Source organism: Aliivibrio kagoshimensis, assembly GCF_050337105.1.
Taxonomy (GTDB): Bacteria; Pseudomonadota; Gammaproteobacteria; order Enterobacterales; family Vibrionaceae; genus Aliivibrio_A; species Aliivibrio_A kagoshimensis.
The window spans coordinates 32346-58147 of sequence record NZ_JAKJSQ010000012.1 but is presented as its reverse complement, the minus strand read 5'-3'; the positions used below and the strand labels follow the sequence as shown (position 1 = coordinate 58147).

The 25802-nt window shown below is 44.4% G+C and carries 29 protein-coding genes; 19 read left to right on the top strand and 10 right to left on the bottom strand.

Annotated features, from left to right (window positions below):
* Positions 1 to 117: 117 nt before the first annotated feature.
* Positions 118 to 1950, top strand: a complete 1833-nt coding sequence (locus L4C32_RS06375) for an alkaline phosphatase D family protein (RefSeq protein ID WP_428196029.1) — start codon at positions 118 to 120, stop codon at positions 1948 to 1950.
* A gap of 22 nt (positions 1951 to 1972) precedes the next feature.
* On the opposite strand, the gene L4C32_RS06370 is transcribed toward L4C32_RS06375, so the two are convergent.
* Together L4C32_RS06370 and L4C32_RS06365 are read right to left on the bottom strand one after the other, a co-directional pair.
* Positions 1973 to 2161 carry a DUF4250 domain-containing protein gene (locus L4C32_RS06370; protein WP_428196028.1) on the bottom strand — a complete coding sequence of 63 codons (189 nt, stop codon included), beginning with the start codon at positions 2159 to 2161 and terminating at the stop codon, positions 1973 to 1975.
* A gap of 9 nt (positions 2162 to 2170) precedes the next feature.
* Positions 2171 to 2374, bottom strand: coding sequence for a YaeP family protein (locus L4C32_RS06365; protein ID WP_428196027.1), 204 nt, complete (start codon positions 2372 to 2374; stop codon positions 2171 to 2173).
* Between the two features lie 190 nt (positions 2375 to 2564).
* On the opposite strand from L4C32_RS06365, the gene L4C32_RS06360 reads away from it, so the two are divergent.
* Positions 2565 to 2912 carry a helix-turn-helix domain-containing protein gene (locus L4C32_RS06360; protein WP_428196046.1) on the top strand — a complete coding sequence of 116 codons (348 nt, stop codon included), beginning with the start codon at positions 2565 to 2567 and terminating at the stop codon, positions 2910 to 2912.
* A gap of 12 nt (positions 2913 to 2924) precedes the next feature.
* On the opposite strand, the gene L4C32_RS06355 is transcribed toward L4C32_RS06360, so the two are convergent.
* From L4C32_RS06355 to tsaA, 3 genes are all read right to left on the bottom strand, one after another.
* The gene (locus L4C32_RS06355) at positions 2925 to 3686 is read right to left on the bottom strand and encodes a sulfite exporter TauE/SafE family protein (protein ID WP_428196026.1); all 762 of its coding nucleotides are present in this window, start codon (positions 3684 to 3686) and stop codon (positions 2925 to 2927) included.
* A 77-nt stretch (positions 3687 to 3763) separates the two neighbouring features.
* Entirely contained in the window at positions 3764 to 5479 is a 1716-nt protein-coding gene (locus L4C32_RS06350) for a proline--tRNA ligase (RefSeq protein WP_428196025.1), read from the bottom strand.
* Between the two features lie 81 nt (positions 5480 to 5560).
* On the bottom strand, positions 5561 to 6259 hold the full coding sequence (tsaA, locus tag L4C32_RS06345) for a tRNA (N6-threonylcarbamoyladenosine(37)-N6)-methyltransferase TrmO (RefSeq protein WP_428196024.1): 699 nt from the start codon (positions 6257 to 6259) through the stop codon (positions 5561 to 5563).
* 136 nt (positions 6260 to 6395) lie between these two features.
* Here tsaA and L4C32_RS06340 point away from each other — a divergent pair, with 136 nt between their 5' ends.
* Positions 6396 to 6653 carry a type B 50S ribosomal protein L31 gene (locus L4C32_RS06340; RefSeq protein ID WP_428196023.1) on the top strand — a complete coding sequence of 86 codons (258 nt, stop codon included), beginning with the start codon at positions 6396 to 6398 and terminating at the stop codon, positions 6651 to 6653.
* Positions 6653 to 6790 carry a type B 50S ribosomal protein L36 gene (gene ykgO, locus L4C32_RS06335; RefSeq protein ID WP_428196022.1) on the top strand — a complete coding sequence of 46 codons (138 nt, stop codon included), beginning with the start codon at positions 6653 to 6655 and terminating at the stop codon, positions 6788 to 6790. Before L4C32_RS06340 ends, ykgO begins: the two co-directional genes overlap by 1 nt.
* Positions 6791 to 6844: 54 nt before the next feature.
* Here ykgO and L4C32_RS06330 read toward each other — a convergent pair whose 3' ends face one another.
* The 3 genes from L4C32_RS06330 to metN are packed head-to-tail and all read right to left on the bottom strand — an operon-like array spanning position 6845 to position 9391.
* A complete protein-coding gene (locus L4C32_RS06330) occupies positions 6845 to 7654 on the bottom strand; it encodes a MetQ/NlpA family lipoprotein (protein WP_428196021.1) in 810 nt (269 codons plus the stop codon).
* Positions 7655 to 7689: 35 nt separating this feature from the next.
* Positions 7690 to 8367 (bottom strand): methionine ABC transporter permease, encoded by a 678-nt coding sequence (locus tag L4C32_RS06325; RefSeq protein WP_428196020.1) that lies wholly within the window; start codon positions 8365 to 8367, stop codon positions 7690 to 7692.
* The gene (gene metN / locus L4C32_RS06320) at positions 8357 to 9391 is read right to left on the bottom strand and encodes a methionine ABC transporter ATP-binding protein MetN (RefSeq protein WP_428196019.1); all 1035 of its coding nucleotides are present in this window, start codon (positions 9389 to 9391) and stop codon (positions 8357 to 8359) included. Before metN ends, L4C32_RS06325 begins: the two co-directional genes overlap by 11 nt.
* A 172-nt stretch (positions 9392 to 9563) precedes the next feature.
* Between metN and gmhB the strand changes: the two genes are divergently transcribed.
* The 7 genes from gmhB to L4C32_RS06285 all read left to right on the top strand — a co-directional run bounded on the left by gmhB (position 9564) and on the right by L4C32_RS06285 (position 16587).
* Positions 9564 to 10121 carry a D-glycero-beta-D-manno-heptose 1,7-bisphosphate 7-phosphatase gene (gmhB, locus tag L4C32_RS06315; protein WP_428196018.1) on the top strand — a complete coding sequence of 186 codons (558 nt, stop codon included), beginning with the start codon at positions 9564 to 9566 and terminating at the stop codon, positions 10119 to 10121.
* 164 nt (positions 10122 to 10285) lie between these two features.
* Positions 10286 to 11317, top strand: coding sequence for an ABC transporter permease subunit (locus L4C32_RS06310; RefSeq protein ID WP_428196017.1), 1032 nt, complete (start codon positions 10286 to 10288; stop codon positions 11315 to 11317).
* 2 nt (positions 11318 to 11319) lie between these two features.
* Complete coding sequence (locus L4C32_RS06305) at positions 11320 to 12372, top strand: ABC transporter permease (RefSeq protein ID WP_428196016.1); 1053 nt, start codon at positions 11320 to 11322, stop codon at positions 12370 to 12372.
* 50 nt (positions 12373 to 12422) lie between these two features.
* On the top strand, positions 12423 to 14276 hold the full coding sequence (locus L4C32_RS06300) for an extracellular solute-binding protein (protein WP_428196015.1): 1854 nt from the start codon (positions 12423 to 12425) through the stop codon (positions 14274 to 14276).
* A 21-nt stretch (positions 14277 to 14297) separates the two neighbouring features.
* On the top strand, positions 14298 to 15305 hold the full coding sequence (locus L4C32_RS06295) for an ABC transporter ATP-binding protein (protein ID WP_428196014.1): 1008 nt from the start codon (positions 14298 to 14300) through the stop codon (positions 15303 to 15305).
* A complete protein-coding gene (locus L4C32_RS06290) occupies positions 15302 to 16270 on the top strand; it encodes an ABC transporter ATP-binding protein (RefSeq protein WP_428196013.1) in 969 nt (322 codons plus the stop codon). The genes L4C32_RS06295 and L4C32_RS06290 overlap by 4 nt, the downstream gene beginning before the upstream one ends.
* A gap of 8 nt (positions 16271 to 16278) precedes the next feature.
* Positions 16279 to 16587, top strand: a complete 309-nt coding sequence (locus L4C32_RS06285) for an MliC family protein (RefSeq protein WP_428196012.1) — start codon at positions 16279 to 16281, stop codon at positions 16585 to 16587.
* Between the two features lie 49 nt (positions 16588 to 16636).
* On the opposite strand, the gene L4C32_RS06280 is transcribed toward L4C32_RS06285, so the two are convergent.
* Positions 16637 to 17239, bottom strand: a complete 603-nt coding sequence (locus tag L4C32_RS06280) for a DUF6198 family protein (protein ID WP_428196011.1) — start codon at positions 17237 to 17239, stop codon at positions 16637 to 16639.
* A 341-nt stretch (positions 17240 to 17580) separates the two neighbouring features.
* Here L4C32_RS06280 and glyA point away from each other — a divergent pair, with 341 nt between their 5' ends.
* The 8 genes from glyA to pgpA all read left to right on the top strand — a co-directional run bounded on the left by glyA (position 17581) and on the right by pgpA (position 23857).
* Positions 17581 to 18831, top strand: a complete 1251-nt coding sequence (gene glyA / locus L4C32_RS06275) for a serine hydroxymethyltransferase (RefSeq protein ID WP_428196010.1) — start codon at positions 17581 to 17583, stop codon at positions 18829 to 18831.
* A gap of 118 nt (positions 18832 to 18949) precedes the next feature.
* Complete coding sequence (nrdR, locus tag L4C32_RS06270) at positions 18950 to 19399, top strand: transcriptional regulator NrdR (protein WP_428196009.1); 450 nt, start codon at positions 18950 to 18952, stop codon at positions 19397 to 19399.
* A 30-nt stretch (positions 19400 to 19429) separates the two neighbouring features.
* Entirely contained in the window at positions 19430 to 20548 is a 1119-nt protein-coding gene (ribD, locus tag L4C32_RS06265) for a bifunctional diaminohydroxyphosphoribosylaminopyrimidine deaminase/5-amino-6-(5-phosphoribosylamino)uracil reductase RibD (RefSeq protein ID WP_428196045.1), read from the top strand.
* Between the two features lie 17 nt (positions 20549 to 20565).
* Complete coding sequence (locus L4C32_RS06260; RefSeq protein WP_428196008.1) at positions 20566 to 21222, top strand: riboflavin synthase; 657 nt, start codon at positions 20566 to 20568, stop codon at positions 21220 to 21222.
* Between the two features lie 161 nt (positions 21223 to 21383).
* Positions 21384 to 21854 (top strand): 6,7-dimethyl-8-ribityllumazine synthase, encoded by a 471-nt coding sequence (gene ribH, locus L4C32_RS06255; RefSeq protein WP_428196007.1) that lies wholly within the window; start codon positions 21384 to 21386, stop codon positions 21852 to 21854.
* Positions 21854 to 22321, top strand: coding sequence for a transcription antitermination factor NusB (gene nusB, locus L4C32_RS06250; protein ID WP_428196006.1), 468 nt, complete (start codon positions 21854 to 21856; stop codon positions 22319 to 22321). Before ribH ends, nusB begins: the two co-directional genes overlap by 1 nt.
* 58 nt (positions 22322 to 22379) lie before the next feature.
* The gene (thiL, locus tag L4C32_RS06245) at positions 22380 to 23357 is read left to right on the top strand and encodes a thiamine-phosphate kinase (RefSeq protein WP_428196005.1); all 978 of its coding nucleotides are present in this window, start codon (positions 22380 to 22382) and stop codon (positions 23355 to 23357) included.
* Complete coding sequence (gene pgpA, locus L4C32_RS06240; protein ID WP_428196004.1) at positions 23354 to 23857, top strand: phosphatidylglycerophosphatase A; 504 nt, start codon at positions 23354 to 23356, stop codon at positions 23855 to 23857. The genes thiL and pgpA overlap by 4 nt, the downstream gene beginning before the upstream one ends.
* 68 nt (positions 23858 to 23925) lie before the next feature.
* Here the strand turns inward: pgpA and dxs are convergent, their stop codons facing one another.
* Entirely contained in the window at positions 23926 to 25791 is a 1866-nt protein-coding gene (dxs, locus tag L4C32_RS06235; protein WP_428196003.1) for a 1-deoxy-D-xylulose-5-phosphate synthase, read from the bottom strand.
* Between the last annotated feature and the right edge of the window lie 11 nt (positions 25792 to 25802).

Below are 25802 nucleotides of genomic sequence, written 5' to 3'. Positions count from 1 at the left end.
AGGTGTACTCTTTACCCTTTTTTACTTAATAACCTCGTATTGCCCACTCTGCAACCTTCCCTTTCAGTGATAATATTCCCCCTTAACTTGTAGTGACTTCTGTATAGGTATTTTGTGTTGTCTGAGATTATTGCTGGGCCAATTTTACGACGTTTAACCGAGCAACAATTGGTGTTGTGGTGGGTGAGCCCTTTTGAGTGTGAAGGGCACTTAACGTGTTACATTGACAACAACGCGATTGCACAGATCCCACTGTCAGAATCGGTTACCTGCTACCGAGTGGGCGCGCACGCGGTGGTGCATCTTCTGGATGTACAAGTCAACCTACCGATTGAAACCTATATTGAATATGACCTAATTATCCAGAGCGATGGGAAAGAAAAAACCTTATCTGAGATGGTAGAAGGTATAACGTATGATGGCTGCTCTCGTCCCTCTTTTATTATTCAACCTACCATCAATAATTTACTGCATGGCTCATGTCGAAACCCACACTATGAGGGGCATGATAGCTTGTTGGCTGGCGATGATCTTACCGCTAGCACATTGGATTGTGTAACCAAAAGACCTGCTTTGTTGATGATGAGTGGCGATCAGATCTACGCGGATCATGTGGCTGGCCCGATGTTATTTGCCATCCACCAAGTGATTGAGTTACTGGGCTTAAATAGTGAGGAGTTGGCTGGAGAGCAGTTTACTAACAGCGATCAACTCTATCAGTTAAGCGAACACTATTATCAGCGAGAGAGCCTCTTACCCAAAGGGATCTTTACGTCGACCAGCAGTCACAATCACCTGATAACTTTTGCTGAGTTCATGGCGATGTATCTATTAGTGTGGTCGCCAACGTTATGGCAAGAGGTTGAGTTGCAAGGCTTTGCTGTTGCTGATGAACATAAAGCGGAGTATCAACGAGAATTGGTCGCCATTGAGAAGTTTCAACTAGGGTTGAGCAAGGTTCGTCGTCTGTTAGCGCATACTCCAACGTATATGATTTTTGATGACCATGATGTGACCGACGATTGGAACTTAACCGCTCACTGGGAACAGGAGGCTTATCAACACCCTCTGTCAAAACAGATCATTGGCAATGCATTGATGAGTTACTGGCTGTGCCAAGGGTGGGGTAATGACCCAGTACAGTTTACCGGTGATTTTTGGCAGGAGGCAGACCGCTACCAGCAAGAGAGAGATCACCAGAGTCAACTGAGCTTCATCGAGCATCTTTTTGATTTTTCAAAGTGGCAGTACTGTGTCGAGAGTCACCCTAAGCTGGTGGTATTAGATAGTCGGACCCGGCGTTGGCGTTCAGAACGTAATCTTAAATCCCCTTCAGGGCTGATGGATTGGGAGGCGATGTGTGAGTTGCAGCAAGAACTGATTGGCCAACAAGCGATCATTTTGGTCTCACCAGCTCCGATTTTTGGAGTGAAGGTGATAGAGACTATGCAGCGAGCCATGACGACATTCGGCCACCCTTTAGCGGTGGATGCTGAAAACTGGATGGCGCACAAAGGGTCAGCCAGTACCATGCTTAATATCTTTAAACACCCTAAAACGCCGCAGAATTTTGTTATCTTATCGGGCGATGTGCACTACTCATTTGTGTATGATATTGAACTGAGGTTTCGTCACTTCTCACCAGAGATTTGGCAAATCACCTCAAGTGGCATCAAGAATCAATTCCCTCAACCTTGGATTGGTCTGCTAGATACGCTTAATCGGTGGTTATATGGATCTTACTCACCATTAAACCTCTTTACTCAGCGTCGCTCGATGAAGATAAAAGGGCGTCATGTTGCAGGTCAAGGCAATCAGCGTCTAATGGAACGGTGCGGCTTAGGTTATGTGGAGTTAGATTCGACGGGAAGACCGGTGCATATTTGCGATCTGCACAATGACGGCTCGAACAGTGAGTTTTTATCAAATGATGAAGAGTTACTGCCGTAAGGTATCACGGCAGTATTTGGGGTTATCGAAACTGGTTGTTCTGCTCGTTGTAGTGGTAATCACCAGTAGCAAGCTTTTCTATTAGTGCGGCTTTATCAATATCAAAAGCGCGCACTAAGTTATCAATATCTCCGTGCTCATCGCGCAGTTTCATATTTACAATGCTCATCAACATATGAACATCCATCGAGGCAAAATTAGATAAATCCATCGTGAAACCTCAATCTTGATGGTCAGAAATCAACAGATTGGCCGCAGCAAAAGCCGCTTGCTCTCGTACCTCTTTAGCCACATTCTCATTAGAGGCAATATCATTCAGTGTTTTGACGACACAGGTAATTGCTTGAGGGACATACCCTTGATCGCCACTGCCAATTTGAGAGTAAAGCTCACGGATCATGTCGCAACAGTCATAGACTTTCATTATAAAGGGTTCCTAATAAAAACAGTGTTCATCACTATACCTTGAAGAGTATAAAGTTGTTCTGTTTAGAATCAAAGGGGCTTCTACCTCTAACTTTCACTCATTGTGGGGATGAATTCACTTAACTCTGACACTCGTGTTGGCAATGTTGGCAACAATTAGCACGCACTAATGACAGAGGGATAAAATGATGCAATTTACTGAACAGGATAGAGAAGCACTTTACAATGTGTGGATGCCACAAAAGGCCAAGATGAGAATTACCCAAATGGAGATGGCGAAGAAGCTAGGTCTTACTCAAGTCTCTTTTTCAGAGTTACTGCGTGGTGGTGCGCCGTTAAATATGTCTTATATATCTGATTTTTGTAGGCTTCTTCATGTAAATCCCGAGTCTGTTCTTCCCTCATTAAAGCGCTCGTCATACGCCGACGGGAAATCGGTACGCTTGAGTAATCGTATGTCTGTAGATGGAAAAATACAAAAAGTCTACGTTGAAGGCAATCAAGTGGTGGTGGAGTACATCCATAACGTGATGTAGTGAGTGTCTGCTTTACGATTTTATCATTGCAGCAGCGGATCCAAACAAGGTCATAATAAACAGCGCCCACTTTAAGGTGTTGGGCTTGGCTTTAATGGCCATTTTCACGGCGATGTGCGCACCAAACATGGTGCCAAAGGCGAGGATTAGACCCGGTAGCCATAAAATCAGGTCTTCGATGACAAACAGAATCAGCGCGACAAAGGTAAACACTAAGGTACACAGCATTTTTAACGCATTGGCTCTGACCAGATCATAACGCAGTGATCCCGCTAATGCCGCAAGCAGAACAAATCCCACTCCCGCCTGTACGAAACCACCATACACGCCGGCGATGAACAACCACCACCATGAACTGGGTGTTTCAGAGACTTTGTTGATTGGCGTGCCCAGTGCTGGAGATATCATCGTAGGCTTTACTAGTATGATCAGTGCCATCAGCAACATGGTGCCAAGCAGAAGGGGTTTAATCCAATCACTCGGAGCATAAGCCGCTCCCGCTGCGCCAACTAATCCACCGATAATGCTGGGAATCAAGATGGGAACCTTGTCATCACTGTCGAGCTTTCCGTGCTTTTTAAAGCCTAAAACAGCAACAATAGACTGCATAAAAACGCCCACTCGATTGGTTGCATTGGCGACGTCTGCTGGCATTCCCATGACCATCAAGGCAGGAAGCGTTAAATTGGAGCCGCCACCCGCAATGGTATTGATGATCCCGGCTAGAAAACCGGTGATCAGTAGCAGGGCAGTTTGAGTCAGCGAAATATCCATTTCATCCTCTTCCTTGTAAAAAAAAGGCAGTGTCGAAACACTGCCTATCTAGATTTAACCTGACTAAGGTTAGCCGATTAACTTATTTGTGCTTTGATGTGCTCAACAATGTTGGCCATCTCAACGGCAACTTTATCACCGTTGCGACGATTCTTGTACTCGAAGTTGCCTTCATCCATGCTGCGATCACCGATAACAACCGTGTGAGGAATACCCACAAGTTCGATATCTTTAAACATCACACCTGGACGCTCTTTACGATCATCAAATAGAACCTCAATCCCAGCAGCAGTCAGGTCTGCATACAGCTTCTCCGCCGCTTCTTTAACTCGCTCAGATTTGTGCATGTTCATTGGTACGATAGCCACTTGGAAAGGGGCAATCGCTTCAGGCCAGATGATGCCAAACTTATCGTGGTTTTGCTCGATGGCCGATGCCACAACACGTGATACACCGATACCGTAACAACCCATCTCTAAGATAGCACTCTTACCGTTAGGACCAAGAACGTTACAGTTCATTTTCTCTGAGTAGTTAGTACCAAGCTGGAAGATATGACCCACTTCGATACCGCGTTTAAGAAGCAATGTTCCTTGGCCACATGGGCTTAGGTCACCTTCAATTACGTTACGTAGATCTTCCACTTGACCCAATTCAACATCACGACCCCAGTTGATACCGAAGTAGTGTTTGTCATCAACGTTAGCACCAGCACCAAAATCACTCATGACAGCGACAGTACGGTCAACGATGAATGGAAGGTCAAGACCTACAGGGCCAAGAGAACCAGGGCCTGCACCGACGAGTGCACGAATCTCTGCTTCATCTGCAAATTCTAATGGCGAAGCAACTTGTGCTAGGTTCTCAGCTTTAATTTCGTTTAATTCGTGATCACCACGGATGATCAGTGCGATAAGATCTGCATCGACTTCGTCAGAGGCTTTAACGAACAGTGTTTTCACTGTTTTATCAATAGCCAGGCCGTGCTGTTCTACAAGCTCAGCGATGGTTTTTGCGTTTGGCGTATCTACAAGCGTCATCTCTTGCGTTGGCGCGTCAGCTGAATCAGCAGGTGCTAACGCTTCTGCTTTTTCGATATTGGCAGCGTAATCAGACTCTGAAGAGAAAGCAATGAGGTCTTCGCCGCTCTCTGCCAATACGTGGAATTCGTGAGAACCGCTACCACCAATCGCTCCGGTGTCAGCAAGCACTGGACGGTAATCCAATCCCATGCGGTCGAATGCGCGGCAGTAAGCTTGGTGCATCGCTTCGTAAGACTTCTCTAGCCCCTCTTTGTCGATGTCAAAGCTGTAAGCATCCATCATTAGGAATTCACGAGCACGCATCACACCAAAGCGAGGGCGTCTTTCATCACGGAATTTCGTTTGGATCTGGTACAGATTCAGTGGCAGCTGTTTGTAAGAGCTCACTTCATTGCGAACTAGGCTAGTCACGACCTCTTCTGCTGTTGGACTAAGGACAAACGGACGAGCGTGGCGATCAGATAAACGAAGCAGTTCAGGGCCCATCTTTTCAGAGCGTCCTGTCTCTTCCCACAATTCAAAAGGCTGAACAACGGGCATCAACGTCTCTACGGCACCGCCATTATTGATCTCTTGACGAACGATACTTTCCACTTTACGTAGTACACGTAGACCAGTAGGTAGCCAAGTGTATAGACCTGACGCTAGCTTACGGATCATACCTGCACGTAGCATCAGCTGATGGCTGATAACTTCTGCATCGTTTGGAGTCTCTTTGAGAGTAGCAAGAAGATAGTTACTGGTACGCATTACTGATATCCGTTTGTTATGGTTAATTTTAGTAAGCCGGAGCTTGAGTTAGCCGACTATAATAGCAGTCAAATCCCGTTCTCAAAAGAGGTCAATAGCAGTTACTGTCATTGATTCGTCGTTAACGGTGAATTTCACGTTTAAATCAAATAGGTGGACCGCATACTCTTTGTTATCAACTTTTCCTTTTTTGTAGGCTGGGCGAGGGTCTTGGCCTAATACTTCTTTGATCACCGCCTCGATGTGAGCACCTTGCGGGTGCTGATGCAGTTGCTGTTGAGCTTGAATTGAGAACAGCACAGGTTTGGTGTCTGGGGCTTGCTCTGCAAATCCTCCGATCGCAGTTGGAATGCTATCGGAGTAGGGAATATAGGGCTTGATATCCACGATAGGCGTGCCATCAACCAAGTCAACGCTGCCCAGATCTAAAAATGTGCGTGCACCTTGTTGGGTAACGCCTTGCAGTTCAACGGCTGACATACCAATGCCATTAGGACGAAATGTGGCTCGAGAAGCAAATACGCCTACTCGCTCATTGCCCCCTAAGCGCGGTGGACGTACTGTCGGTCGCCAGCCCGCCTCAAGGTTTTTATCAAATAGAAACAGCAGCCATAGATGAGAAAACTGTTCAATACCTCGCACCGCTTCTGGGGTGTTTGCTTCTCCAATAAGCTCCACCCGGGCAGTTGCACTAGGCGCGAGTCTTGGTTGACGAGGCACGGCAAATTTCTCTTTGTAGGGAGAGTGGATGACTCCAACGGGATCAACTGGATAGTTCATGGCAGTAGGCTCAAATCTTAAGGTAGGCACATTCTAGCATGAGTTTACGGTTACTTTGTTGATATCTATTCTCATTTGGATTGCTCTATTGTTTGTTATGTTATAACATAACGAAAAATTCAAATAGGAGAGAGTAGTGAAAAAATCAATTCATCCGAAATATCAGACCGTGGTATTTCATGATACCAGCGTGGACGAGTACTTCATGGTGGGGTCAACGTTAACCACAGACAGAACCATCACTTGGAAAGATGGCAAAGAGTATCCATACATGACGCTAGATACCTCTTCAGCGTCACACCCTTTTTATACCGGTCAGCAAAGAGTGGCGTCTACTGAAGGGAGAGTCGCTGATTTCTCTCGCCGATTTGGTTCAATGATAGGAAAAAAATAATGAAAGTATTAAGTTCTTTAAAGAGTGCTAAAAATCGTCATAGAGATTGCCAAGTCATTAGACGAAAAGGGCGGGTATTTGTGATTTGTAAATCCAACCCAAGGTTTAAAGCGGTGCAAGGGAAAAAGAAAAAATAGGAAAAAAAGGTTGGCTATTAAGGCCAACCTTTTTGATGATAACTCAGTTTATGACTACCAGCCTTTTACAATACCGCCATTAAAGGTATCAAAAGCGGCTTTGTACACTTCTTCAGTTTGGTAAGCTTTTACGAAGTTTTGTACATTTTCAGCGTTAACGTTATCTTCACGAGCAACAATTAAGTTCACATATGGTGACTCTTTGCTCTCAACGAAGATGCCATCTTTCTCTGGCGTTAAGTTAATGCTGCTTGCATAAGTGGTGTTGATGATCGACAACGCAACATCATCCAAAGAGCGTGGAAGTTGAGCTGCATCCAGTTCGATGATCTCGATGTTTTTTGGGTTGGTTGCGATATCACGTACCGTTGCTGACAGTCCAGCGCCTTCTTTTAGCGTAATAAGACCCTGTTGCTCAAGAAGAATCAGTGAACGACCTAGGTTAGTTGGGTCGTTTGGCACAGCAATACGTGAACCTTCTTGAATCTCATCAACACTAGTGACTTGTTTAGAGTAACCGGCAATTGGATAAACAAAGGTGTTGCCCGCAATCTGTAGTTTGTAACCACGATCAATCACTTGCTGATCTAAATATGGCTTATGCTGAAAAGCGTTGATATCAACAGAGCCATCATCAAGAGCGGCATTTGGTGTGACGTAATCTGTAAATGTGACCAGTTCAACATCAAGGTCGAATTTCTCTTTAGCTACTTTTGCAGCCACTTCTGCAACTTGTGCTTCAGCACCCGCCATAACAGCCACTTTAATTTTATTCGAGTCGGTACTGTTTTCACCACAGCCAGTTAGTGCCAGTAAAGAAGCAAGGCCTGCAATTGTAGCTAATTTTTTAAACGTTAATTTCATTGTTATTCCCTTATAATAAATCGACTGTAACTTTTTTATCTATGATCCACTCGGCGTACAACAGCGTCGCCAACTGATTGAATAATTTGAACTAATACGATTAACATAACGACAGTCACTGCCATTATAGATAACTCATATCGGTGGAACCCGTAACGAATGGCAACGTCACCTAACCCACCACCGCCAACGGTTCCTGCCATTGCTGAGTAACTTACCAAAGTCACTAAAGTGATTGTCACTGAATTGACAATTGTTGGTAAAGCTTCTGGCAATAACACGCGATTGATGATTTGCAGTGGAGTCGCTCCCATCGCTTGCGCCGCTTCTACTAAACCTGAAGGAACTTCGATTAACGCGCCTTCGATTAATCGAGCAACAAAGGGGATAGCACCAATCGTTAATGGAACAATGGCTGCTGTGGTGCCGATAAAGCTTCCAACCAGCAGTTTGGTTAACGGAATAATGGCAACCATTAACACTAAAAATGGGACAGAGCGGCCAACATTGACAACCGCACCTAATACTTTATTCATTTTAACATTTTCAAGCAGTCCCCCTTTTTTAGAGGTGTGCAGTACTACGCCAAGAGGAATGCCGATGGCAAAACCGATCACACCTGAAACGAACACCATGTAGAGTGTCTGCCAAGTCGCTTCTAGCAATAATCCACTGTTTTGATTTAACCAATCTGAAATAAGATCAAAGGACATAACCGAGTACCTCTACTTTAACTTGATGCTCTTGCAAAAATGACAGTGCTTGTTGGGTGGATGATTCGTCGCCATAGAATTCAGCCATTAACAGACCAAATTTAACGCCGCCAGCGTAATCAATGTCAGAGCTTAAAATGGCAATATCGATATTGAAATTTCGTGATATTTGACTGATGACTGGTGCGTCAACGGTGGCACCAGTAAACTCAAGACGTACCAGTGGAAAGCTGCCGTCAACACGGGTTGCACTTAAACGCTCTTGGTAATCGCTAGGAATTGATAAATCTAACGTAGAGCGAATGAAGGCTTTTGCTAAGTCGGTTTTTGGATGGGCAAACATCTCACCAACACTGCCCTTTTCGACTAACTCACCATCACCGATAATCGCCACTTGATGACAGATCTTCTTGACCACATCCATCTCATGAGTAATTAACAAAATGGTGATATTAAGGGTTTGGTTGATCTTTTTAATCAGCTGCAAAATCGACTGTGTGGTGGCTGGGTCCAAGGCGCTGGTCGCTTCATCACAAAGCAGTACTTTTGGATCGGAAGAGAGGGCACGGGCGATTGCCACACGCTGTTTCTGACCACCACTCAAATTCGCTGGGTAGGTGTCTCGTTTATCTTCTAAACCAACTAACGCTAATAGACTAGAAACTTTCTTTTCAATATCAGCGGCGGACTTGCCTGCTAGCTCTAATGGTAGGGCCACGTTGGCAAAAACCGTTCGTGAAGAGAGTAGATTGAAGTGCTGAAAAATCATGCCGATGTTCCGACGAGCATGGCACAACTGATGATTAGAAAGTGTAGTGAGATCGACACCATCAACAATGATATTGCCTTCGGTTGGTCTTTCTAACATGTTCACACAACGGATCAGGGTGCTCTTTCCTGCACCTGATGAACCGATAACACCAAAAATAGTGCCTTGTGGGACGGTCAGGTTGATATCTTTAAGGGCATGGATTGCTGTTGTCCCTTGATAAAAAACCTTATTAACCTGATTAATTTCAATCATCGATAACCTTTGTTTCATTCTATTTCACAATTAACGTGATGCTAATCGTTCGCAATTACCATGTCAATGGATATTTTTACGTCTGGATGTTTAGATGTCTATTTTTAACTGGTGAACCTGAGTATACACAGTGGTATAATTTATTCAATCCCCTTTTATAGAGTGTTTAATTTTGTCTAAGCCTGCGGTTTTTATTGATAGAGACGGAGTGATCAACGTCGATCACGGTTATGTCCATAAAGTGGATGATTTTGAGTTTGTAGAGGGCGTTTTTGATGCGACTAAACAGCTTAAATCGATGGGGTATCAATTGGTGGTGGTGACCAATCAGTCTGGAATCGCTCGAGGGATGTTTTCAGAAGATACGTTCATTAGCCTAACGGAGTGGATGGATTGGAACTTTGAAGACAATGGCGTCGAATTGGACGGGATCTACTACTGTCCTCACCATGCTGAGAAGGGCATAGGAAAATATAAAGAGGCGTGCGATTGTCGTAAACCTAACCCTGGGATGTTTATTACGGCGCAGAGTTTTTTAGACATCGATATGGAAAAATCCATCATGATAGGGGATAAAGCGGAAGATATGATGGCAGCCGAAGCGGCGGGTGTTGGGACTAAAATTTTAGTACGCACTGGTAAAACGATCACTGAACAGGGTGAAACCTTGGCGGATACGGTACTCAATAGTATTGCTAACGTTCCTGCTTATATTGCAGAGTATAAGTGATACCTAACCTAATTATCTCGAGCCAATCAATCGTATTGGTTTGAGTTAATAACTCAAAAACCATCAGATAAGTTGAGTCTCAGCCTCTTTTACGCTATCAATTAACGATATGTTTAATAATATTATTTTGTCTTACTGCAGAATATGAGGGTTAGTGTTACCGAATGCTTGGTTATCTGTTTCGTCGTTTGCTCTTAGTTATTCCAACCTTCATTGGCATCACCCTAATGATATTTACCTTAACTCGATTCGTGCCAGGTGGGCCCGTTGAGAGGGTATTGCTCAGTATGCAGATGCAAGGATCGTCTGAATTATCGAGTGGCAGCACCAGCGTTACCGATGGTAATAACGCGCTATCAGCCGGACAAATTGCCGAGTTAAATGCCTTTTATGGCTTAGATAAACCCGTTTTTGAAGCCTATGTTGATTGGTTCAGTAAGCTGGTTACCTTAGATTTAGGGGAGTCGACTCGTTATTATGAACCAGTGATTGATATGATCAGCGAGCGACTGCCAGTCTCTCTCTTTTATGGCATTGCCACTTTTCTCATCAGTTATCTTATCTCTATCCCCCTTGGTTATGCCAAAGCGTTAAAACATGGCAGTCTGTTGGATGCGTCAAGTTCGATCATGATTTTTGTTGGCTATGCGTTGCCGGGTTATGTGATTGGAGTATTACTGATCACCCTGTTTGGTTATCAACTCGAATGGTTTCCGATGGGCGGATTTGTTGGCGATGAGTTTGATGACTTGGCTTTGTTCGAACAGATAAAAGACATTCTTTGGCATGCCATCCTTCCTCTTACCTGTTATTTAATTGGTGATTTCGCTCTGCTAACCATGACCATGAAAAATAACCTGATGGAAAATTTGGCATCGGATTATGTGAGAACCGCGATTGCCAAAGGGTTACCGTTTAGAAAAGCGGTACGAAAGCATGCCTTACGTAATAGTTTGATTCCGGTAGCCAGTCACTTTGGTAACTCCTTGATGTTTTTCATGACAGGTTCATTTTTGATTGAGGTTATCTTCAACATCGACGGAATCGGTCTGCTCGGTTATGAAGCGATTGTCGAGAGGGATTATCCGGTGGTGATGGGGCTATTTGCTATTAATGCCATGATGCTAATGGTGGGTAATATTCTTTCTGATGTGTGTGTGGCTCTGGTTGATCCTCGCGTCAAGTTTGGAGCTTAACTATGTTTATCAATAAAATGAGCCCACTGACTCAAAAGAAAATCCAACGATTTAAAGCGATAAAGAGAGGGTACTGGTCGTTCATTATTTTGATGGTACTGCTGCTGATGACCTGTTTTGCTGAGTTACTGGTGAACAGCCGTGCTATCGCAGTGCAGTATCAAGGTCAGTGGTACTTCCCCACTTATGGTGCGATGAATGCGGGTAATACCTTTGGTTTGGGGTATCAGCATGAGACTGATTACCGAGATCTTGCGCAGCGCTTTGCACAAGAGAATCAAGGGGATAGGGTCATTATGCCTCTGATCCCCTGGAATCCGTTTGAACAAGATTTTAGTGGTGATGATTTTCCACCCACCGCACCTTCGGTAGAGAGTGGGCACTATTTAGGGACAGACACCATTGGTCGAGATATTGTCGCCCGTCTCTTTTATGGCTTCAGGATTGCGATGGGCTTTGCCCTTATTGCATTAACCATCTCCTACGCTATTGGCGTCACCGTAGGGTGTGCGATGGGGTTCTGGGGAGGTAAGTTTGATCTGATTTTTCAACGTTTTATTGAAATTTGGTCCATGGTTCCATTTTTGTATGTCATTATGATTTTGGTATCAATAATTAAGCCGAGCTTTATGTTGTTTACTATGATTAATGTCATGTTTGGCTGGATGGGCATGACATGGTACATGCGCACCATGACTTACAAAGAGAAAGCTCGTGAATACGTAATGGCCGCGAAAGCGCTCGGAGCGTCCAATTGGCGAATTATATTCCATCACATACTGCCCAATACCATGGTGATCATCGTGACATTGGCCCCTTTTACCATCGTGGGCAATATTACGGCATTAACGGCGTTGGATTACCTTGGTCTTGGTTTAATGCCCCCAACACCAAGTTGGGGAGAGTTATTGCAACAAGGTAAATCAAACTTAGATTCCCCATGGATCGCTACATCAGTGGTGTTCGCCATTGTCAGTGTGTTGATTATGGTGACCTTTATTGGGGAAGGGATCCGAGAAGCCTTTGATCCAAAAAAATACACAAGATATAACTAGTTTATAAGCAGCTGCTATCTTCTGTTTAATGATTTGAAAAGGATGCAAACATGAACAAACTGACACTACTCTCCTTATCGGGTGCGCTCGCGTTGCTGGGCTCATGGTCAACGCTTGGACACAGCGCCACACTGCCAGAGAATTTAGATTGGCAGACCAATACCAGTGATCCTGTTTTCTCCTCATCAAAAGCGACCTATGGTGGCACGTATCGCACTTTTACCAACAGTTTCCCTCAAACGTTTAGAACCGTAGGGCCAGATTCGAATGGATCGTTTAGAGCCTGGTTGTTAGGTGATGCCTCTTCGCTTTTGGATAAACATCCGAACAGCAATAATTGGTATGCGTCTCTGGCCACCTCTTGGGCTTATGGTGATGATAATAAAACGGTTTATTTTAAATTAAACCCTAAAGCGAAGTGGAGTGATGGCGAGCCAGTAACTGCCAAAGATTTCACCTTTTTACTCACCCTTATGCGTTCTAAAGACATTGTTGCACCTTGGTATAACGAATTTTACCGCACCGAGGTGAGCGACATTATCGTGTTTGATCCTCTGACGATCGCGGTGGTTTCGGGCAAAGAACATAATCGTGATGAGTTGATGGATTACACCAATTTGTCCCCTCGCCCCGCGCACTTTTATGCCAACCCAAAAGTGGATAAAAATGGTGATGGTATTGATGACAACTTTGTTCGTCGTTATAACTTTCAACCAGAGCCAGTCACAGGGCCTTATTACATTGATAAGATTAAAAAAGGCAAAAATATTAGCTTAAAACACGTTGGGAAATTGTGGTGGGGTTATGAAAATCAATATTACCAAAACCGCTTTAACGTTAAGCGTATTGAAGTCAAAGTGATTCGTGATGCCGATATTGCGTTTAAGCATTTTGAAAAGGGAAACTTAGACTCCTTCAGTGTTGTTCGGCCCGATCTATGGCATGAAAAAGCCACGGGAAAAAAATACGATGCGGGATACATCCATAAAGCGTGGGTGTTTAATCAAGCGCCGGTGGGTGCGGGTGGCATGTGGTTAAATACCGCCAAACCACTATTGGATAATATTGATGTGCGTAAAGGCATCATGCACGCCACCGATTATGACACCATGTTGGAGAAGGTGTTGCGTGGTGATTATGTACGTAAACCTAATGGCATGGGATTTGGCCATGGTGATTACGACAACAGTTCGATTACTGCCACCAAGTTTGATGCGAATAAAGCGATTGGATACTTTGAAAAAGCGGGCTTTGATATTGTAGGGCCCGATGGCATACGCGTTAATGAGAAGGGACAACGCTTGAGTTTTGCTGTGACCTATTCTCAGCAAGCTCATACCCCAAGACTGGCGGTATTAAGAGAGCGTGCCAAGTTGGCTGGTCTTGATTTTGAGCTTAACTTGATTGATGGTTCGAGCATGTTTAAGTATGTATTAGAGAACAAACATGATATTTCATTCCACAGTATGGGAACCTCTGATATTCCAGCCTATTGGGAGTATTTTCATTCTGATAATGCCAACAAACCGCAGACCAATCATTTTACCAACTACTCAACGGTTGAGTTGGATAAGATGATCATGGACTTTAAGTCTGAGTTTGATATAGAGAAGAAACAGCAGCTCTCTCGCAATATTCAGAAATTGGTGGCTGATGCCAATTTGGTGGTACCGGGCTACATGGTGCCATACGCTCGTGAAGCGTATTGGCGTTGGATGAAACTGCCTGACAATGTCGCCACAAAACGCACTGGTTATCTATTTCACGGTTGGGGCTTCGCGCAAACTATGAGTACATTTTGGATTGATGAAAATAGTAAAAAAGAGACCAAAATTGCGATAAAAAGTGGCAAAACATTTACGCCGGTCACACTGATCGATGACACTTATAAAGTCAAAAATTAACACATAAGATTGGGTTGAATTATGGTCGATGCAGTACTGTCAGTTAATGATCTTGTCACTGAATTTATCACTGACAACGGTGCCGTGCGGGTGCTCGATGGCGTTAGTTTTGATGTGCCAAAAGGAAAAACAGTCGGCATTGTAGGGGAGTCTGGCTGTGGAAAGAGTGTAACGGCCATGTCGATCATGGGGTTGTTACCCAAACCTTATGGCAATGTGGTGGCGGGTGACATCATCTATCAACAGAAGAACTTAGTCACTTTCAGTGTTGATCAGCTGCATAAAATGCGTGGCAATAAAATCTCTATGATTTTCCAAGATCCTATGACGGCACTTAATCCGGTTCATACAATAGGAAAACAGTTAATAGAGGTACTGCAGCTGCACCGAAGTGAACTATCGAAAAAACAGCACTTTCACGCCGCGATTGAGATGTTAGAGAAAGTAGGGATCCCCTCGCCTGAATCTCGAATTCTTGAGTATCCACACACGCTATCCGGTGGAATGCGCCAGCGGGTAATGATTGCGATTGCGTTAGCGTGCAAACCCGATATTTTGATCTGTGATGAACCCACGACGGCACTGGATGTGACCATTCAATCTCAAATATTAGAGTTGATGAGAAGTCTTCAGCAAGAGACGGGTATGTCGATCATCTTTATTACCCATGATCTTGGTGTTGTGGCTGAGATGTGTGACGAAGTCGTGGTGATGTATGCAGGGAAAGTGGTGGAGAGAGCGGATATTATGTCGCTGTTTGACTCACCACAGCATCCCTATACACAGGGGTTGATGGCCTCCATGCCGAGCATGGCCGTGCTGCCTAAATCTGAGCTTGAAACCATCAGTGGTAACGTCCCTGCTTTGGATGACATGCCAACAGGGTGTCGATTTTCGACACGTTGTAAATATCGACAACGCCAATGTGAGGTCTCCTCACCACCCAGTGAGAAAATATCGGAAGGGCACTTTTCCAGCTGTCACTTCACCGGTCAGTTAACCTTATCTGAACAGGAAGTGAATGCATGAGTGAGCTGTTAAGGGTGGAGGCGTTAAAGCAGCACTTTACGTCGGGGAAAGGGGTCTTTAAATCGGGGTACACGGTCCATGCGGTTGATGGCGTATCTTTCTCCATTAATAAAGGGGAGACATTAGGTTTAGTTGGTGAGTCTGGATGTGGAAAAAGTACGCTCGGTCGATCCATTCTTAAGCTATTTGAGCCGACATCAGGCACCGTGACTTTTGAAGGGAGAGATATTACCGACCTTCCTGCAAAAGCCTTTCGATCATTGCGCCAAGAGATGCAGATCATTTTTCAAGATCCTACTGAGTCCTTAAACCCTAGGCACACAATAGGAATGATTCTTGAGGAGCCTTTTGTTATCCACAATATTGGTACTCCTACGCAGCGCAAAGAGTGGGTTGATGAGTTATTAGTCAAGGTAGGGCTTTCAGAATCGGCGTCCTCAAAATATCCGCATGAGTTTTCAGGGGGTCAGAAGCAACGAATAGGGATCGCCAGAGCGATTGCACTGAAACCTAAACTGATTGTGTGTGATGAGTCAGTATCGGCGTTGGATGTCTCGGTTCAGGCTCAGATTTTAAATTTGCTGCTTAAGTTACAACAGGAGTTGGATTTAACGCTTATCTTTATCTCTCATGACCTCTCTGTCGTCCGTCATATTTCTGACAAAGTGGCGGTGATGTATTTAGGAAAGATCGTGGAGTATGGTCATGCACAATCTATCTATGACTCTCCTAAACACCCCTATACACAAGCTCTGCTATCCGCCATACCTATCAGTCATCCAAGATTGAGAGGCAAGCAGCGTATCTTTTTAACTGGCGATGTTCCGTCACCGATCAACCCTCCTGCGGGGTGTCGTTTCTATTCACGTTGCTCAAAAGCTGAAAAGCGGTGTCAGCATCGAGAACCAAAAGCGATTACTATCATTGATGGGAAACATGATGTTGCTTGTCACCTTTATGACTAGGATAAATAATGAAACAGATAGGGATTTTAGTATCAATATTGACGTTATTAGGGTGTGAAACGATACCTGTGGGCACACCTGAACCCGACAATTTTCAAATGGTATCTTGCTTAAATGGGGAGGAGTTCTTAATTACTTATGTGGGTAAAGAGAGTGTAGTGATCATGACGGCAGTCTCTGAGTTAACCTTCTTTAAAGCCACAAGTGCGTCAGGCAGTAAGTATCTTTCTGAGCAAGGAGATATGTTCTGGCAAAAAGGGAGTGAATCAATACTGCAACTTAAAGGGCAAGCCGAATTGAAGTGTAAATTGCAGTAGCTGTGACAATAGCAGTAGAGAGTGGGGCCGATAATGACCCCAAATCGGCTTATGAACCGTAGGTAACAATATAACGGTGTGGTTTATGATTCATCGCTAAAACGATGTTGAGAATGATGGCGCCAACCACTGACACAAACAGCAACCACGGAGTCACAAAAAAGAAAGAGAGCATCAAAATGGTGCAATCTAATGCCATTTGTGTCTTTCCCATTGCAATTCCAAAGCGCTCTTGAATACTGAGACAGAGAATGTTGAAGCCACCTAAGCTTGAATGGTGTCGTATTAATATTAATAATCCCAATCCCACCAATAACCCCCCTGCAACGCCACTAAAAATCGGATTTATATGCGCAACGGAAATAAACAGATGTAAATTATCGACAAAAATCGAGACGATGGCGCATGAAACTACCGAGTTGAAGACAAATTGTCGTCCAAAGCGGAACCATCCCAGAATCAAAAATGGAATATTCAGAGTAAAGTATATAAATCCAAAGCTACCAGATGTGAGTTGAGCGATTAGTAAAGCTAAGCCAGCTGTCCCCCCTGTGATTAAGTTGGCTGACTGTAGAAAGAATAAGCCCAACGCGACAAAAAATGTGCCGGTGATGATAGCGATGAAATCATCCTTAAATGTATGTTTGTTCATATGTTTAATGCCTGGTTAATAATTTGGTAAATAATAAATATGGCGCTATTTTATGGGATGAATTCGTGGGGTAAAGCGTGTTGATAATTTAGGTTAATAACTCTGTATTTGTCTGTTTACAGGCTGTAAAGATCGAGGAGGGAGAGTCTGTTAATATCAATGCATTAGTTTTTTTCATGCGAAAAATGAAGATTTAACAAGAAAATAACAAAAAAGTATGAGATATATACTACCTCAGGGCGTTCAATTTAGGTAGAATACGTCCACTTTACACCAGAGACGAAACCGTTTGCTTTTGTCAGGGTACGATTTGTTAATATTATCTGATTCAGGAGATACAGATGCTTAAGCGTGACATGAATATCGCAGATTATGATGCGGAACTATATGCAGCCATTCAGGATGAAACTCAACGTCAAGAAGAGCACATCGAACTGATCGCTTCAGAAAACTACACCAGCCCACGTGTCATGGAAGCTCAAGGTACACAGTTAACGAACAAATACGCAGAAGGTTATCCTGGAAAGCGCTATTACGGTGGTTGTGAACATGTCGATAAAGTTGAGCAATTTGCGATTGATCGCGCTTGTGAACTGTTTGGCGCTCAGTACGCTAACGTTCAACCACACTCTGGTTCTCAAGCGAACAACGCGGTTTACATGGCACTACTAAAGCCTGGTGATACGGTTCTTGGTATGAGTTTGGCACACGGTGGCCACCTTACTCATGGCTCACCAGTAAATTTCTCTGGTAAATTGTATAACATTATCCCTTACGGTATCGATGAAGCGGGTCAAATCGATTACGCTGAAATGGAAGCGTTAGCGATTGAACACAAACCTAAGATGATTATCGGTGGCTTCTCAGCATATTCTCAAATTGTTGATTGGGCACGTATGCGCGAAATCGCAGACAAAGTAGGCGCTTACTTCTTCGTCGATATGGCTCACGTAGCGGGTTTGATTGCTGCAGGTGTTTACCCTAACCCAGTACCACATGCACACGTTGTAACGACAACAACTCATAAGACACTTGCTGGACCACGTGGTGGTTTGATTCTGTCTAATGAAGGCGACGACTTCTACAAGAAGTTGAACTCTGCAGTATTCCCTGGTGGTCAAGGCGGCCCTCTAATGCACGTTATCGCTGCAAAAGCGGTTGCCTTTAAAGAAGCGCTTGAGCCTGAGTTTGCTGAATACCAGCAGCGCGTTGTTAAAAATGCACAAGCGATGGTTGAAGCGTTTATTGCTCGCGGCTACAAAATTGTGTCTGGTTCTACTGAGAACCACCTGTTCCTTGTTGATCTTATTGACAAAGACATTACAGGTAAAGCAGCAGATGCAGCGCTGGGCTCAGCAAACATCACAGTGAACAAAAACAGTGTACCTAATGATCCACGTAGCCCGTTTGTTACGTCTGGTATCCGTATTGGTTCACCTTCAATCACTCGTCGTGGCTTTACAGAAGCGGATGCGAAAGAGTTGGTTGGTTGGGTGTGTGACATCCTTGACGACATCGACAACCCAGCGGTAGTTGAGTCGACTAAAGTGAAGGTTCTTGAAATCTGTAAGCGTCTACCTGTATACGCGTAAACCCTCAGTTTCAAAGCAAATAACGGCATATCTTCGGATGTGCCGTTTTTTTATACGTAAAAACTATAACTTGCTATCAAATCTCGTTAAACTGGTGGAAATAACATAAGGAAAGAGTATGCACTGTCCATTTTGTAGCGCTAACGACACAAAAGTGATCGATTCACGTCTGGTTGCTGATGGCCATCAAGTACGCCGCCGTCGTCAATGTTTGGCTTGTAGCGAACGTTTTACTACCTTTGAGTCAGCTGAGTTAGTGATGCCAAAAGTGATCAAATCAAACGGAAATCGTGAGCCATTTAATGAAGATAAGTTGTCTGGTGGACTCTATCGAGCCTTAGAAAAGCGTCCAGTGAGTGCTGATGCAATCGAACTGTCACTCAACACCATAAAATCTCAACTGCGAGCGACAGGTGAGCGTGAAGTGGCCACTGAAATGATCGGCAATTTGGTGATGGATCAGCTAAAAGAGTTAGATAAAGTGGGGTATATTCGTTTCGCGTCGGTGTATCGTAGCTTTGAAGATATTCGTGAGTTTGGCGAAGAGATTGCCCGTTTAGAAAAGTAAACGATAGACAAACGGTAGTGATAAATAATGATGTTTTCTGCAACTGATCATTCGATGATGCAACAGGCCATTCATTTGGCCACAAAAGGGGTGTACACGACAGCCCCAAACCCCAACGTTGGTTGTGTGATTTCACTGCACGGTGAGATTGTAGGCCAAGGTTTTCATGCTAAAGCTGGCGAACCTCATGCCGAAGTCCACGCCTTAAAAGAGGCCGGCAGCCAAGCAAAAGGCGCCACCGTTTATGTGACTCTCGAACCCTGCTCTCATTATGGACGAACCCCCCCGTGCGCCGAAGCGCTGATTAAAGCGGGTGTGGCAAAAGTGATTTGTGCGATGGTCGATCCGAACCCCTCCGTATCAGGTCGAGGTATCGCCATGTTAAAAGAAGCAGGTATTGAGGTGCACCACGGGTTGTTAGAACAAGATGCTAGAGCGTTAAATCCCGGCTTCATAAAACGGATGGAGAGTGGGAAACCCTTCGTTCGTCTTAAGATGGCGGCGAGTTTAGATGGTCGAACGGCATTGAAAAATGGCGAAAGCAAATGGATAACAGGGCCGAAAGCACGGCAAGATGTTCAGGTGTTTCGAGCTAAATCCAGCGCAATACTCTCGACCAGCAGCACGGTTATTACTGACAACGCGTCGTTAAATGTGCGACATGCTGAACTCCCTAATTATGTGCAAGATATGCTGCCCATTCAACAACTTAGGCAGCCGCTTCGCGTTATTTTAGATCGTCAGCAACACCTTACTCCAGATTTGAATCTGTTTAAAACGGCATACGAGCCCCTCATCGTTCATTGCGGTCTAGAGAGTGAGCAGCGGGAACATGTTCTGTGCATGAATACCGTGTCAGGCGGTTTTGATCTGGATGAACTCTTAACGACCTTAGCGATGCATTATCAAGTGAATGAGTTATGGGTGGAAGCGGGCGCGACATTAGCAGCCAGTTTTGTTGAACAGAATGCAGTGGATGAACTTATCCTCTATCTGGCTCCTAAGTTTATGGGGGCTGATAGCCGTGGTTTATTGAACATGATAGGGCTGGAGAAGATGTCTGAAGTGTTGGAGCTCCATATTTCAGATGTTAGAATGGTCGGTCAAGATATTCGGATTACAGCAACACCCATTCAGGCAAAGCAATAGAATTGTTAAGGTAAAAGATGTTTACAGGAATTATTGAAGCCGTCGGAACACTCGCAGCACTTACTCCGAAAGGTGAGGATATTTCGATTACCGTTAATGTCGGTGATCTGGATATGGCTGATGTGAAGTTGGGCGATAGTATTGCCACTAACGGTGTTTGCTTAACGGTGGTTGCACAAACAGCTTCAACTTACACCGCTGATCTTTCATTAGAGACACTGAAGCGTACTGGATTTAGCCATTATCAATCTGGTGAAAAAGTGAATTTAGAAAAAGCAATGCTGCCAACCACTCGTTTTGGTGGACACATTGTTTCAGGGCATGTTGATGGTGTTGGGGAAGTCATTGAGCGTCACCAAACTGGGCGCGCCATTGAGTTTTGGATCAAGATGCCTGTAGAGATCGCACGTTATGTGGCTGAGAAAGGCTCTATCACGGTTGATGGCATCAGCTTAACCGTAAATGATCTTCGTAAAGATGCGTTTAAATTGACCATCGTTCCTCATACCGCCTCTGAAACCACCATGGATGATTTCGTAGTCGGTAAAAAAGTGAATCTAGAGGTGGATGTTTTTGCTCGTTATCTTGAACGATTGGTCATGAGTAAAAATGAACAACCAGAAAATGATTCAACAACCATGGAGTTACTGGCTAAATCGGGATTTCTTGGTTAGTTCGGAGAAATCCGTTAAATAAAAAGGGTGAAAGTAACGGAAATTGCACTAAAAAGTGTGATAGAATCCGTCGGTTTCTTACAGGCTCAACCTTATGAGTTTACGCCCCACTGTAAATTCATAAGAAAATAGTGTTCACAAGCAAAGATACAGGACGTCAGATGAACGTAATAGAAGGTGCAGTTGCAGCACCAAAAGCAAAAGTTGCTATCGTAATTTCTCGTTTCAATAGTTTTATCAATGAAAGTCTTCTTTCTGGTGCTATTGATACTCTAAAGCGTCATGGTCAGGTTTCCGACGACAACATTACTGTGTACCGTTGCCCTGGTGCCGTTGAACTGCCACTGCTTGCTCAACGTGTAGCAAAAACGGGTAAGTTTGATGCGATTGTCTCTCTTGGCTCTGTGATCCGTGGCGGAACGCCGCATTTTGACTATGTTTGTAGTGAATGTAATAAGGGTCTGGCTCAAGTTTCATTGGAGTATAGTCTTCCAGTGGCATTTGGTGTGTTGACTGTCGATACTATAGATCAAGCTATCGAACGCGCAGGTACCAAGGCTGGTAATAAAGGGGCAGAGGCTGCACTAAGCGCGCTTGAAATGATTAATGTCCTATCTCTAATTGAATCCTAATGGGGGCTCACGTGAAACCAGCCGCACGTCGTAATGCACGTACATTTGCTGTTCAAGCTATTTACTCTTGGCAGTTAACGAAAGATAACGTTGCTGATATTGAAAACCAGTTCCTTTCTGCTGAGAAGTATGAAGAAGAGGAACATCATGATAAAGAACCTAAGTTATCAGCTCCGGAAACTGACGTTGCTTACTTCCGCGATCTTTTTACTGGTGTGGTTCTTAATCACATCGAATTAGATGGAAAAATGCGTCCATACCTATCTCGTCCTCTTCAAGATTTGGATCAGATGGAGCTTGCACTGTTACGCTTGGCCATGTACGAAATGACCAAACGTGATGATGTGCCTTACAAAGTGGTGATTAATGAATCTATCGAACTGGCAAAAGTCTTTGCCGCGGAAGATAGTCATAAATTTGTAAACGGAGTCCTTGATAAAGCGGCCCCGCACATACGTAAGAAATAAAAACAAACCATAAAGAAGGTCAGCATTGCTGGCCTTTTTCTTATCTGAGCAGAGCATCATGTCTAGTAGCGAATTCAGTCTGATAAAGCAGTATTTTTCAAAGCAGCAAAGCAGTCGTAAAGATGTCATTCTTGGTATTGGTGACGATTGTGCCATTGTTGCACCTCCAGCCAATAGCCATATTGCCATTAGTACCGATACCTTGGTAGCAGGTACTCACTTCTTACAAGATGTCGACCCTAAAGCGGTGGCCTACAAAGCGCTCGCGTCTAACTTGAGTGACTTAGCGGCGATGGGAGCGACGCCCTCTTGGGTATCGCTGGCATTAACCATGCCTGAGCCTGATGAGAAGTGGCTAGCAAGCTTTTGCGAGGGTTTCTTTGAGTTGGCTGACTATTTCGGAATTCAGTTAATTGGTGGCGATACGACGAAAGGGCCACTAAGCATTACCTTGACAGTGCAAGGTACCGTTCCAAATGGTGAAGCATTATTACGCTCGGGGGCTGAAATTGGTGATTGGATTTACGTCACAGGAACATTAGGTGATAGCGCGGCAGGCCTCTCTGTTATTTTGAATGAACAACCTGACAGTAAGCCACATGCTAAGGTATTAGAACGACGCCACTATTATCGCCAGCCACGAATATTAGCAGGACAAGCCCTTAGAAGTGTGGCGACGTCTGCACTGGATATTTCCGATGGATTGATTGCTGATTTGGGGCATATTCTTACTAGCTCTAATTTGTCTGCTGAGATAGATGTGGATGCGATCCCCCTTTCGGCTGAGTTAATTGAATTTATTGGCTGTAAAGAGCAAGCCCAACAATTAGCGTTACAAAGTGGTGAGGAGTATGAACTCTGCTTCACCGTCCCTGAAGCAAATAAAGGGATGATTGAGACGGTGATGTCGCACACAGGGGTCAGCGCTACCTGTATAGGTCAAGTGGGAGCGGGCAGTGGTATTACCTTACTCAAGCAGGGAGAAGTCCTCGATTGGCAACTGGTTGGTTTTGATCATTTTAGGAGCGCATTATGAGTAATCCCAAAGCACGGATTAAACTGTCGAACCCATGGCACCTATTAGCAACAGGGTTTGGAAGTGGATTATCACCGATCATTCCAGGAACCATGGGTACAATTGCATCGATTCCTTTTTATCTATTGTTGGTTCAGCTTCCACTGTTTGTTTATATTGGCGTGGTTATCGTTGCGGCTATCATCGGCAATAAGATTTGTGACATCACCGCGAATGACATGAAAGTGCACGATCACGGCTCGATTGTGTGGGATGAATTTGTTGGTTTCTGGATCACCATGTTGATGATTCCGATACTGGGTATCGACCCATTTGATTGGAAATTTATCTTACTCGGTTTTGTGCTGTTTCGATTCTTTGATATGGTAAAACCGTGGCCAATTAGCTGGTTAGATAAAAAAGTGGATGGTGGTTTCGGCATCATGATCGATGATGTGGTTGCCGGGTTTATGTCTCTAGCGGTATTGTGGGGGCTGAGCCAATATTTAGGTTGGTTGTAAGCTAACGTTGAGCACTGCACACAAAAAAAGCCTGATGAAAATCAGGCTTTTTTAATATAATCAAATGATTATTTTTCTAGGTATCTGCGTATTTGAGCTTCAATACCTTGAGCGTCTAACTCTAATTCATGATGAATCTCTTGCTGAGTACCCTGCACAATAAACTGATCAGGCAGACCGATGTTCAAAACCGGTTTGATTAATTTCTCTTGCATCATAAATTCCACCACACCGGCACCGGCACCCCCTGAGATCGCATTCTCTTCAATGGTGACAATCACATCGTGATCAGCGACAAGCTGTCTGATTAAGGCGTGGTCAAGCGGTTTGGCAAAGCGCATATCTGCGACGGTAGCATCGAGAACTTCTGCCGCTTCTAGTGCACTGTTCATAAAGGTACCGAAGTTTAAGATCGCCACGGATTGACCTTGTCGACGAACCTCTCCTTTGCCAATTTCTAATGCGGTCATTTGATGTTGGATATCTGCTCCAGCGGTTGAACCACGAGGGTATCGAACAGCACTTGGCCCCTGATGTAGATGACCAGTGTAGAGCATTTGTCGGCACTCATTCTCATCACTTGGTGTCATGATCACCATGTTTGGGATACAGCGCATAAAGCTAATATCAAATGCCCCTTGATGAGTTGGACCATCAGCCCCCACTAAACCGGCACGGTCAATAGCAAACATCACCGGTAGGTTCATAATAGCTACGTCGTGGATCAGTTGATCATAACCACGTTGTAAAAAGGTTGAGTAGATGGCAACAACAGGATGATAACCACTGATGGCCATTCCTGACGCTAAGGTGACGGCATGTTGCTCAGCAATGGCAGCATCAAAATATTGTTCTGGAAACTGCTTTGAAAATTGCACCATACCTGAACCTTCACGCATCGCCGGCGTAATCGCCATCAATTTGTCATCGGTTTTCGCCATATCGCACAGCCAATCACCAAACACATTTGAGAAAGTAGGCTTAGTGCCAGAACTTTTTGGCAAAGAGTCATCAGCGGGGTCGAATTTTGGAACGCCGTGGTAGCCAATAGGGTCTTTTTCAGCAGGCTCATAGCCTTTGCCTTTTTTGGTCATTATGTGTAAAAACTGCGGTCCTTTAAGGTTACGCATATTTTTTAATGTTTTGACTAACTCCTTCACATCATGGCCATCAACAGGGCCAATATAGTTAAACCCTAACTCTTCAAACATGGTGCCAGGAGCAACCATGCCTTTCACGTGCTCTTCCGCGCGTTTCATAAACTCTTTTATCGGAGGCGCACCCGCCAGCACTTTTTTACTGTTTTCACGAAATGAGGTGTAGAGGTTGCCTGATAAAATGCGAGCAAGATGGTTATTCAACGCCCCGACATTTTCTGAAATTGACATCTCATTGTCATTTAAGATAACTAACATGTCGTTGTGGATGTCGCCAGCATGGTTCAGGGCTTCGAAGGCCATACCTGCGGTAATAGCACCATCACCAATAACACTGACCACTTTACGACCTTTTCCCTCTTTTTCAGCACAGATGGCAATGCCTAATCCAGCGCTGATTGAGGTGGAAGAGTGACCTACAGACAGTACGTCATATTCACTCTCTTCACGCCATGGGAAAGGGTGCAGTCCATCTTTTTGACGAATAGTAGGCAGTTTATCACGACGTCCAGTGAGAATTTTGTGGGGGTAGGCTTGGTGGCCAACATCCCAGATCAGTTGATCAAAAGGGGTGTTATAGACGTAATGTAGGGCAACGGTTAGCTCAACAGTACCGAGGCCGGAGGCTAGGTGCCCACTTGACTGGCTCACTGAATTGAGCAGATAGGTTCTAAGCTCATCGCATAGAGGTGACAAGCTTTCTGTTGGCAGCAGACGAAGATCATCTGGAGTGTCTGCTAGGGCCAATGTAGGGTACTTTGATATATCTAGTGTCATAGTTGCTCAGC